The organism is Moorena sp. SIO4G3, from assembly GCF_010692305.1.
GTDB classification, from domain to species: domain Bacteria; phylum Cyanobacteriota; class Cyanobacteriia; order Cyanobacteriales; family Coleofasciculaceae; genus Moorena; species Moorena producens_A.
The window spans coordinates 1-9312 of sequence record NZ_JAAHIG010000345.1; the positions used below are offsets into that span (position 1 = coordinate 1).

General features: G+C 44.6%; 11 protein-coding genes. 5 read left to right on the top strand and 6 right to left on the bottom strand.

The window, feature by feature from the left end; genetic code table 11:
• Positions 1 to 9 precede the first annotated feature (9 nt).
• Together F6J99_RS35860 and F6J99_RS35865 are read right to left on the bottom strand one after the other, a co-directional pair.
• Positions 10 to 306 carry a hypothetical protein gene (locus tag F6J99_RS35860; protein WP_293120348.1) on the bottom strand — a complete coding sequence of 99 codons (297 nt, stop codon included), beginning with the start codon at positions 304 to 306 and terminating at the stop codon, positions 10 to 12.
• A gap of 31 nt (positions 307 to 337) precedes the next feature.
• Positions 338 to 3556, bottom strand: coding sequence for a filamentous hemagglutinin N-terminal domain-containing protein (locus F6J99_RS35865; RefSeq protein WP_293120350.1), 3219 nt, complete (start codon positions 3554 to 3556; stop codon positions 338 to 340).
• 19 nt (positions 3557 to 3575) lie between these two features.
• Here F6J99_RS35865 and F6J99_RS35870 point away from each other — a divergent pair, with 19 nt between their 5' ends.
• The 3 genes from F6J99_RS35870 (at position 3576) to F6J99_RS35880 (ending at position 5048) form a co-directional block, all read left to right on the top strand.
• Positions 3576 to 3851 (top strand): hypothetical protein, encoded by a 276-nt coding sequence (locus F6J99_RS35870; protein ID WP_293120352.1) that lies wholly within the window; start codon positions 3576 to 3578, stop codon positions 3849 to 3851.
• A complete protein-coding gene (locus F6J99_RS35875; RefSeq protein WP_293120354.1) occupies positions 3848 to 4651 on the top strand; it encodes a hypothetical protein in 804 nt (267 codons plus the stop codon). Before F6J99_RS35870 ends, F6J99_RS35875 begins: the two co-directional genes overlap by 4 nt.
• 118 nt (positions 4652 to 4769) lie before the next feature.
• Positions 4770 to 5048 carry a hypothetical protein gene (locus tag F6J99_RS35880; protein WP_293120356.1) on the top strand — a complete coding sequence of 93 codons (279 nt, stop codon included), beginning with the start codon at positions 4770 to 4772 and terminating at the stop codon, positions 5046 to 5048.
• Positions 5049 to 5158: 110 nt separating this feature from the next.
• On the opposite strand, the gene F6J99_RS35885 is transcribed toward F6J99_RS35880, so the two are convergent.
• Positions 5159 to 5308 (bottom strand): hypothetical protein, encoded by a 150-nt coding sequence (locus F6J99_RS35885; RefSeq protein WP_293120358.1) that lies wholly within the window; start codon positions 5306 to 5308, stop codon positions 5159 to 5161.
• Between the two features lie 87 nt (positions 5309 to 5395).
• On the opposite strand from F6J99_RS35885, the gene F6J99_RS35890 reads away from it, so the two are divergent.
• Together F6J99_RS35890 and F6J99_RS35895 are read left to right on the top strand one after the other, a co-directional pair.
• Positions 5396 to 5914 carry an IS607 family transposase gene (locus F6J99_RS35890; RefSeq protein WP_083305039.1) on the top strand — a complete coding sequence of 173 codons (519 nt, stop codon included), beginning with the start codon at positions 5396 to 5398 and terminating at the stop codon, positions 5912 to 5914.
• 26 nt (positions 5915 to 5940) lie between these two features.
• On the top strand, positions 5941 to 7221 hold the full coding sequence (locus F6J99_RS35895; protein ID WP_293120360.1) for a transposase: 1281 nt from the start codon (positions 5941 to 5943) through the stop codon (positions 7219 to 7221).
• A 25-nt stretch (positions 7222 to 7246) separates the two neighbouring features.
• Here F6J99_RS35895 and F6J99_RS35900 read toward each other — a convergent pair whose 3' ends face one another.
• The 3 genes from F6J99_RS35900 to F6J99_RS35910 form a co-directional block, all read right to left on the bottom strand.
• Positions 7247 to 7735 (bottom strand): hypothetical protein, encoded by a 489-nt coding sequence (locus tag F6J99_RS35900; protein ID WP_293120362.1) that lies wholly within the window; start codon positions 7733 to 7735, stop codon positions 7247 to 7249.
• A gap of 280 nt (positions 7736 to 8015) precedes the next feature.
• On the bottom strand, positions 8016 to 8213 hold the full coding sequence (locus F6J99_RS35905) for a hypothetical protein (RefSeq protein WP_293120364.1): 198 nt from the start codon (positions 8211 to 8213) through the stop codon (positions 8016 to 8018).
• Between the two features lie 415 nt (positions 8214 to 8628).
• Positions 8629 to 8955: a tetratricopeptide repeat protein gene (locus F6J99_RS35910; RefSeq protein WP_293120366.1), complete on the bottom strand. Its 327-nt coding sequence runs from the start codon at positions 8953 to 8955 to the stop codon at positions 8629 to 8631.
• Between the last annotated feature and the right edge of the window lie 357 nt (positions 8956 to 9312).

Here is a 9312-nt window from a genome sequence, read left to right on the forward strand (position 1 = left end):
CCAGTGGGATTAAGAAAATTCCTGAACCGGAAAATCCTTATTATTACTAAACTCTAGGGAGTAGGGAGTAGGGAGTAGGGTGTGGGGTGTGGGGAGTAGGGAGTAGGGAGTAGGGAGTAGGGAGTAGGGAATCGGGAATCGGGAATCGGGAATCGGGAATCGGGAATCGGGAATCGGGAATCGGGAATCGGGAATCGGAGTTCCGTAAATTGAATTTATCTCAATTCTCCCCATCTCCCTACCTCCCCATCTCCCCATCTCCCCATCTCCCCATCTCCCTACCTCCCTACCTCCCCATCTCCCCATCTCCCCATCTCCCTACCTCCCCATCTCCACACTACATTTCCCCACACTTTCCAGACAGCCGCCAAGACCCATCCGGTGTCACTGTAGTTGGATTAGCGGTCAGAAAGATATTCCCATCAGCATCAATCATGATGCCTTGAGCTTCTATAATCCGTTTTCGCTTAGGGGTAGTGGGGGGCTTAACGGGGGAATTCACGAATGCCGTACGGGAGCGATAACGCCCACGGGCAGAGGGACGGCGTATGTCTTCCCAATGGCTATTGCTGCTGATTTCACCTGGGCGAGGGGGTAAGCCGCCACGTCCAGTATTGATCAACCTACTGCTAGTGCTATTACCCGGTTGACAGCGCTGGTAAAATTCAGCATTGCCTGCTTCTGTGGGTAAGCTGTTTGGTTCGCGCTCCAGAGGGTCATACCTGATGTTGAAAGTTACATTACCATCATCTCTACCACTGGCATCGATATCATTTTTTTCATCGTCTGGGAAGGCTTTGCGCTCTTTAATATCACCCAAAATACTTAAGGCATTGATAGTGATATCACCCCCTTGACCCGTTGGAGCTTTGGTAAGGATATCGCTACCATCAGGAGGAGTTGCGGGAAAGGCAATCAGAAATTCGGTGTTAATTTCAATGTCACCACCCCTGAGGTTTTGCAAATCCTTATTTTTAAAAGCCTCAGCAGAAATCTTGCCGCCATCTCGCAGTATGAGCTGATTAGTATAGATTTTTATGTCTCCACCTTTTATCTGCTTAATACCATCACCCCTTGCTGTTTCTAACACACGACTAAATACACCACTAGGACATATAGGAACCTTGCAAAGCTTGCGATCTATCATCCTTACCCCATTAACGATGACCTGATCCCGTGCCTTAATTGTGACCTTACCCCCATCTCCTTTCCCTTCTGTCTGAGACATAATGGCACCACCATTGGTAAGGAAAAGTGACCCAGTTTCTATCAAGACCTTGCCGCCATTGCCATTTCCCTCTTTGTTAACCCTACTTAGGATAGAGTTAGGGCCTCTGTCGAAGGTGACTGTTTCTGTAGCAATAATCGTTACCGAACCGGCATTCCCTTGCCCTTGAGTGTTGGATTGGAGCGAACCATTAGTTAACGAAACCGACCTAGCCTCGATCCTGATGTTGCCAGCTTTACCTTCACCTTTGTTCTCGATACTAGTTATAGCAGTACCACTACTCTCTTGATTCTTGGTGCGAAAGGAAACTTGATCACGGGCAACAATTTTAATATCCCCCGAGTTACCAACGGATTTATCATTAGATTCGGCATCGGTCTGTCGATCTCCAACTCTGACTTGCAGTTGAGCACCATCAATTAGAAACAAGGAACCTGTGTTAATAAAAATACCACCACTGTTACCTTCAGCACCTTCTCTGATAATATTGACTAGACCGGTTGCTCGATTAGATATATCCGTATTATTTGATGATTTGTTTACGAATCGCTCAAAGGTGACTGTATCATCAGCAACAATGGTAATTGTCCCGGCATCTGCTTTACCAAAGGTACTGGTTTCGATCTGAGCACCATTTTTGGCATAGAGGGAGCCAGTATCGATAGTAATATCCCCACCCTTTTTGTTGCCAAAGGTGTTGCTAATAATGAAACTTTTGTCAAGGGATATTTGACCATTTGTAATTAAGGTAATATCCCCTGCTTGCCCAGAAGCGGAAGAAGCCTCAATGCGATCGCTTATGTCAATCCCCCCGCGATAATCAATCAAGACCTCCCCACCATTCCCTGAAAACCTCTTGTTACTCTGATCTACCTCAAACTTATCATTGACTACTTTGGCTACGGTACCATCACCAGTCAGAAGGGAACTAATTTTAAGGGTTTCACTCACTAAGGATGGGTTAGCTTGATACTGATTGGTTAACAATACCAGTCCATTCGCTGCTTTAATATCAATCTTGCCAATTTCGATATCCGCACTAGTAGCAGCAGTGCTAAAGTTAGGGGCTAGGTTACCACTATCGGTATTTCCTGGAAAACCGCCGAGTAATGTCCAATCTATACCAGCACGGATATCTAAGGTAGGTCGCTTACTGCCATCAATAACTACAGAGGTTCTCGCTTCGTCCGACAAGGTCAAATTAGCCAGACTCGCCAAGAACGGATTGGAGTTACTAGGGCTAATCGTATTATCTCCGGTATCGGTAGAGTTAATTTCGATGTCACCAACCGTTACACTACCTCCTGCCAAAATATGGAGTGATGCTCCGGTATAGTTTCCTAACCTGACATCCCCATTGGCCAGAATAATCGGATCATTGGGACTGATGAAATTCCCTGGGTTACCATCCAACTGCTCAATGATGATATTTCCGCCAACGGTATAGTTAGTATCTCCTGTGATCGGATTATGCGATCGCAACCGTAAATCGGAACCAGCAAATAAACCACTTAGGACATGGTTCTTTGCTGCAATAGTAATTGACTGATTACCCTGGATTACCAGCAAACCACCGGCATTGGCCACAAAGGGTTGCGCTACACTATCGGTGATGTTGACTGTATCTTCTGCCAACAGAGTCAAATTCCGACCAGCATCCAGTTGACCCTGTAAATCCAGATTGCCAGCGGCTAGGGTCAAGTCTTTTCCAGCAGCTAAATTCCCAGCATTTGTAATTGTTGTCCTCGGGTCATATTTCCCATACTGCAATCCTGGAGTAATATTAATCGTTAACAGTGGTGGGGCTTGTGGGGATGTGGCACTAAACTCGACCCCATCACCAAATACCAGACTATTGGCAGTAGACGCAAAAAAGGAACCAGCTACATCTAATCTGGCGTTCGGTCCAAACACAATACCATTGGGATTGAGCAAAAACAGATTTGCTGCACCATCTACTCCCAAAGTGCCTAGAATATTGGATATATTACTACCGGTTACCCGGGTTAGTATATTGTCGATCCCAGAAGGATTAGCAAAATAAACCCGTTGCAGTTCTCCTACATTAAATTCTTGGAAACTGTGAAATAGGTTAGCCCCTCGTGTTGCACCACCTTCGATCTTATCGGCTATTTCTCCTCGGACAGTGGTATTAGGTATCACCACAGACCCTTCTGCACCCAATGTCTGATCCGGAACTATGTCAGCCAAGGCATAGTCGGCCAAAAGACAGTTTCCCGAAATACCTACAGTTACCCCACCCAGAGTGAGCGACATTGCTGTAGCCCAGCCTCCGGTCAGGGTGAGCAATCGCTTTCCTGCACCCATATTCAGTTCAAGTTATTTTTTGCGTTCGCTTTTAGCGGCTCCTAGGTCGCATCGCGTTAGGGTAATTCTATCAGTTCTTGCTTATTCCCGATTCCCGTTCCCCTCCTGGGAGGGGTTAGGGGTGGGTTCCGATTCCCGATTCCCGTTCCCCTCCTGGGAGGGGTTAGGGGTGGGTTCCGATTCCCGATTCCCGTTCCCCTCCTGGGAGGGGTTAGGGGCTTTCAGGTGTATGATTTTAACAAAAGAGGAAAAAAGGACTAAAAACCTTAGTACACCATTGGACTGTAATCGATGATCACACAGGCTCCGAAAGGGTATCAAGAATGGTTCAGAGTAGTGATGAGGAATATGCCTCATCTGAGCAAATCTCAGGCAGTGGGATTAGCAATGTGGAGCTTTGGTATTGCCATCACTCAAAGTTGTGGATTATCAACAGTAGCCGTATTTTTAGCAGAAATCCAACATCGATCAGAAAACAATGTTAGAGAGCAATTAAGGCAATGGTACAAGGAAAAAAGTCAGAAATATGGCAGAAAGCGACAGGAAATAGAAGTCAGTGAAAGCAATGCATTCTTATTGCTGTGGATATTAAGTTGGTGGTCATCCGAGGAAAAAAGCCTAGTGCTGGCTGCAGATGCATCCACATTGGGTAAGCGTTTTACAGTCTTGGTAATTAGTGTGGTCTACCGTGGCTGTGGAATACCTGTAGCTTGGAAAATTGTGGGTGCAACCGAAAAAGGGAGTTGGCAACCTTACTGGCATCAGCTGTTAAAGCAGGTCAAACAGGGGATCCCGGATGATTGGTTTGTGATCGTCACCACAGACCGAGGCTTGTATGCTAAATGGTTTTATCAAGGGATTGTGGCTAATGGCTGGCATCCTTTGATGCGGATTAATGCTCAAGGATATTACCAACCATCCCAGGTTTTGGGTGACCAACCCCCATCGTTTTTACCTCTGTCTGGGCTAATCACTGAGGTTGGTCAGCATTGGAGTGGTCGAGTCAGATGTTTCCGAACCAACTGTGTCGATGGCACTCTCTTAGCTCGCTGGGATCACGGTTATGCTGACCCTTGGTTAATGTTAACGGTATGACGTCCACAACAGGCTCAAATCTACTGGTATAGTATGCGTAGCTGGATTGAATGCTTGTTCAAAGACATTAAGCGTGGTGGTAAAGGTAGTCATCACACCAAAATGACTGACCCCAAACGTGCCGAAAGACAATGGTAACGCTATTGCTGTGGCGACTATTTGGTTGGTTGGCGTCGGAGGATTAACTGACACTAGTTTATCTGGGAGTAGTTTATCGGTTGAAACTGACGACGATGGCCTCAATGCCTTACCGTTGCAATTTTCGACCCACTCTCAACAACCTTTGTCTTTAAGTTGTTTTCGACGAGGTTTTTTACGTATTCTGGCATCTGTCATTCAACAAATGCCTTTACCTATGGGTTGTTTTTCTCCCTCATTTTCTCTGTCTTCTGCATAAATCTTAAAATCATACACCTAAAAGGGGGTTAGGGGTGGGTTCCGATTCCCGATTCCCGTTCCCCTCCTGGGAGGGGTTAGGGGTGGGTTCCGATTCCCGATTCCCGTTCCCTATAAATCCCGGCAAGAGAAATAGTGATACCAAGGCTTGGGTGGGCTAGTGGTATCGGTAGGGAAAGAGGTGAGAATAATCCTACCATCGGGACCCGTCATCCAGCCTTGAGCTTCTACAATCCGTTTGCGCTGAGACTTCTGTGGCACAGAATTCTGTTCGGTGGAGGATGTTAATAGTTGACCGAAATCTAACAATAATTTACACTATTTACCAAAGAGTGTTAGATTTTAGGGATGGCACTTGTCCCAATCCGTAAGGCGGTCGAACTTACGGGACTCTCTCCAAACACTCTGAGGAAATACGCAGACAATGGCACTCTCAAATGCGAGCGAACCCCTGGGGGAACTAGACTCTTTGACTCAGGAGATCTTTGCCGTTTTGGAAAAGATCCAAGGTCTAACAGATCAAAATCCTGCACCATTTGTTACTGCCGAGTCAGTAGTACAAAGCAACGAGACGATCTCGCTCGTCAAGTCGCCTATCTGCATTCCTTGTTCCCAGAAGCAGAGATCATCAAAGACATCGGTTCCGGCCTCAACTACAAAAGGAAAGGTCTTAGAACCATACTGGAACGAATTGTGTGCGGAGATAAGCTCACGATTGTTGTTGCCTGTAGAGACAGACTTACCCGATTTGGGTTTGAACTCATTGAGTACTTGGTTAGAAGTTACCGTAAGAGTAGTGCAGCCTTTATAGTTGGTAAATTATGCAGCATAGGGTCTTGGTTTTGTAGTAAGGCTGCACTACTCTAAGGTTTCATCTCCGGTCAGTCTCAACGGTGGAAAAATCTTGGTTCTCGACCAACCTGAAAGTTGCCCAGAATCAGAGCTTACCGCAGATCTTCTCTCAATCATTCACGTCTTCTCCTGCCGGGTCCACGGACTCAGAAAATACGGTCAAAAAATCAAAGAAGATTCGTCTGTTCCTAAAACCTGAGCAGCGATTGGCCGTAGGCCACGCTACGCGAACGCTTGTCCGTAAGTGGTTTGGAGTATCCCGTTATGTCTTCAATAAAACAGTAAAAATCCTACAAGGTGGCGAGGTCAAAGCCAACTGGAAAGCAATCAAGACTGACATCTTGAATGACCTACCCGAGTGGTGCAAAGAAGTACCTTATCAAATCAAATCTATAGCGATAAAGGACGCTTGCACCGCTGTCAGGGAGGCCAAGAAAAAATACAAGAAAACCTTTCAGATTAACCGAGTAAGATTTAGATCAAGGAAAAATCCTGTTCAATCTTGCTATATCCCGAAATCAGCAGTTTCAGAGGCGGGGATATACCACACAAAACTAGGAAACTTAATTTATTCTGAGGTTTTGCCCACAGATATCTGCGACTGCCGACTAGTTAGTAAGAATGGAGAGTATTACTTAACAGTCCCTCACAAGGTTGCTAAAACGATTGCCGAGAACCAAGGTAGAGTAGTAGCTATAGACCCTGGAGTTAGGACTTTTTTAACTTTCTTTAGTGAGACATCTATAGGGAAAATTGGGAACGGAGATTTTTCTCGCATCCAGCGATTATGCCAACACCTCGACCAGTTATTATCCAAGATAAGCAAACCAAAAGGTGGACAAAAGCGTAGGATTAAGAAAGCAGCTAGACGAATGATTGCCAGGATCCAGAATCTAATAGACGAGCTTCATCATAAGGCTGCTAAGTTCCTAGTCGATCATTTTGATGTAATCCTACTTCCCACTTTTGAAACATCCCAGATGTCAAGAAAAAAGAACAGAAAGATCAGATCTAAAACTGTTCGAAATTTACTGACATTTTCCCACTATCGTTTCAAGGAATTCTTAAAACATAAAGCTAATGAAACTGGGAAAGTAGTGGTAGACGTCTGTGAAGCTTACACTAGCAAGACTGTCAGCTGGACAGGTGAGCTACTCAATATTGGTGGAAGCAAGATAATAAAGTCAAAAGTTGATGGCCGATCTATGGATCGTGATATCAACGGCGCTCGGGGAATATTTCTCCGTTCGCGCAGCGTGGCCTACGGCCATGCTTTGGGAGATACCCCCTGGTTGCGAGAGCAACTTGCATTAGTGAGCTAGAATCTACTTTGGTAGATTTTGGTAGCTAAAAAGTATCGGGAGGGTTACTGTCATTGTTATCAATTTCAGTAACGGTTTCATCATCTAGAGTCACCCAATCAGCAATAATGGTTCGACCGATAATCGGGTCGAGGGGACTGGGCGGAATGCCACCGCGTCCAGTAACAATAAATTCACCAAGTTCATCGACTGAGATTTTCCCACTTCTCGGACAGCTAGCAACTATCAGTGATGATGGGTCAGTTAAATTAATTGGTAGTTGATCTAATCCCCGAGAGGGGTCAAGATTGCCGGTGTTGATGGTAACTATTCCTGGACCAGACTTAGAACTAGCATCGATATCATTAGTGCGATTTCCCTCCATGGCTTCGCGCTCCTCAATCAGACGGACATCTTCGGCATCAATGGTGATTTCACCACCTTTTCCCTGTTGAGCTTTGGCAATGATATCGCTACCATCAGAGGTTGTCTGAGAAGTCTCATTTGCTACATTAAAGCCCCCTAAATCCCCCAATTTTGGGGGACTTTTACCAACAAATTGATTCTTGTTCCCCCCAGAATTGGGGGGCTAGGGGGGCAAAATTCAGTATCAAAAAACTTTTCAGATATCCTCTCAGGACCAGTTGGGGGAAAGGCAATTAAGAGAGTGTAGCTAGTGTGAGGAGTTTGGGAGTTTTATTAGAATTTCTGCCTAATTTCATACATTGAGATGCACCCAATCCCAATATCCCATTCCAAGCTATCAAAAACCAGAAGAATTTTGAATTTTGAATTTTGAATTTTGCCCAGGGGGACTAATCAATCACCCAAAAACCCTTTTTACGCCAATATTGTTCCAACAGTGCTTGCTCCAAATCCTGAGATTCAATCAATTCTTTAGTTACCAAAATTTCTCCTAATTTGATACCAGTTAAAGACTGAATTTCAAGGGCTGTATTGAGTTGAATATGAGAAATAAGTCGTTTACGAAGCAGAATTTTACCAAGTTGCATGACTGGGTGCTTTTGTATCAATTAATAATCGAACATTGGTCATTATTCAATTTCCAATTAACTTTGGAAAAATAAAAAAAGACCAATAACAATTGACAAATGATTGTTAAATGAGTTAATCAATAGATGCCCTTGGCGAGCCTCGCCAATCCTGCATAGTCTTTGAACAACCCATTACTTAATCAGGCGCTTTGTAAAAATTTATGAAAAAGGCAAGAGTAACAATTCAGTAATTCTGTAGTGACCCTATCTGTATGGTGCGTTATTAACGTACCCTACTACTTGTATAGTTTAGTGCCCAGTTTTGTATCAGTCCTGAACCGGAAAGCGCACCTGTAGTTAACTTTTGCCTCTTGCCTCTTGCCAATGCCATTGCCCCTAGCCCTATACCATTCACTACACAGGCTTGAGTTGATCACCGTAAGTGAAGGTCGTGAATTTTGGCTATTATCTTGTGATAATCTTCCGTTTTACCCTTTTTTTGATAAATTTCCGCAGATTTTTGGAAATTTGCTAAGGCTTCTTGATGCTTCCCTAATTCTCGAAGGCACATTCCACGGTTGTCATAGGCAGCAGCATGGTTGGGGTCAATCTCAATCGCTTCATTCAATTCTAGAATGGCTGCTTGAAATCTGCCCACCAGTACATGGCTAATTCCTCTAAAGTAGTAAAAATTAGCACTTTGAGCATTGGTTTCTTTTGGCTGCTGACGTTGCTTAAAAATTCCCATTAGCTTATCCATTGCTACTTTAATTATTAGGTAGCTACAAACTACTCAGGAGCTACCGATTTAGATGTTATTGACCAATCCCCACGCATCCCGGCTTTTGGGCATATAAAGATGAGGTTTGAGTCTGGCGTAGTCTGTCTTTGAATACTGGTTTACTCAACAATCTTGGGCTTTGCTATCAAACCTGCCATAGATTTAAGACCACAGCTGATAGCTAAGGTCGGTTTCAACCTACTCCAACCCTTTATCCCTAGTCCGTTTTAACAGACTTGAGTTATTAGCTAGTTATTAGCTAGTCATTAATGGTAGGGTGGACAGTGCCTAGCAACGCGCTTTGCAAGCTTCATTATCTGTCTGGTGCACTGCCCA